Source organism: Cuspidothrix issatschenkoi CHARLIE-1 (assembly GCF_002934005.1).
GTDB classification, from domain to species: Bacteria; Cyanobacteriota; Cyanobacteriia; order Cyanobacteriales; family Nostocaceae; genus Cuspidothrix; species Cuspidothrix issatschenkoi.
The window spans coordinates 46,434-47,025 of record NZ_PGEM01000015.1 but is presented as its reverse complement, the minus strand read 5'-3'; the positions used below and the strand labels follow the sequence as shown (position 1 = coordinate 47,025).

Sequence of the window (592 nt, the reverse complement as noted above, 5' to 3'; positions counted from 1 at the left end):
AACCACACCCTACCAATGTGCAATTTGCGTAATTTCTGTCAGTGTTTGGTAAGAAAAAATGATCATAACTAAATCTGCTGTTCCCATTAAACCAAGGATGGAAGATAGCTTTGGTATTACTTTAGCGCCATTATCTGTGGCAGAAATCTATAGTCAAGCAGATAATCATGCTAATGGTGCAGTGGTGCTAATGAGTGGGATGGTGCGTAATCAAACTGATGGTAAACCAGTAACCGCGCTAGAATATCAAGCCTATGAACCCATGGCTTTACAAGTGTTTTATCAAATTGCAGATAGTATTCGTAATCAGTGGTCTAATGTTAACCGTGTAGTTATATATCATCGCATTGGTAGATTATCCGTTGGGGAAATTAGTGTACTGGTAGCGGTAGGTTGTCCCCATCGTGGTGAAGCTTTTGCTGCTTGTCAGTATGCAATTGATACTCTCAAACACAATGCACCAATTTGGAAAAAAGAACACTGGCAAGATGGTTCTAGTAGTTGGGTAAACATTGGTATGTGTGATCAAGAATGCTGATATATAGAGGATAGTTGGTAGAGTATAAAGTCTGTATTCTGATCATAAATTTAC

The 592-nt window shown here is 38.7% G+C and carries 1 protein-coding gene; it reads left to right on the top strand.

Going from position 1 to position 592, the window contains the following annotated elements; genetic code table 11:
* Positions 1-58 precede the first annotated feature (58 nt).
* Positions 59-538 (top strand): molybdenum cofactor biosynthesis protein MoaE, encoded by a 480-nt coding sequence (locus CUN59_RS02235; RefSeq protein WP_104386302.1) that lies wholly within the window; start codon positions 59-61, stop codon positions 536-538.
* Positions 539-592: the final 54 nt, after the last annotated feature.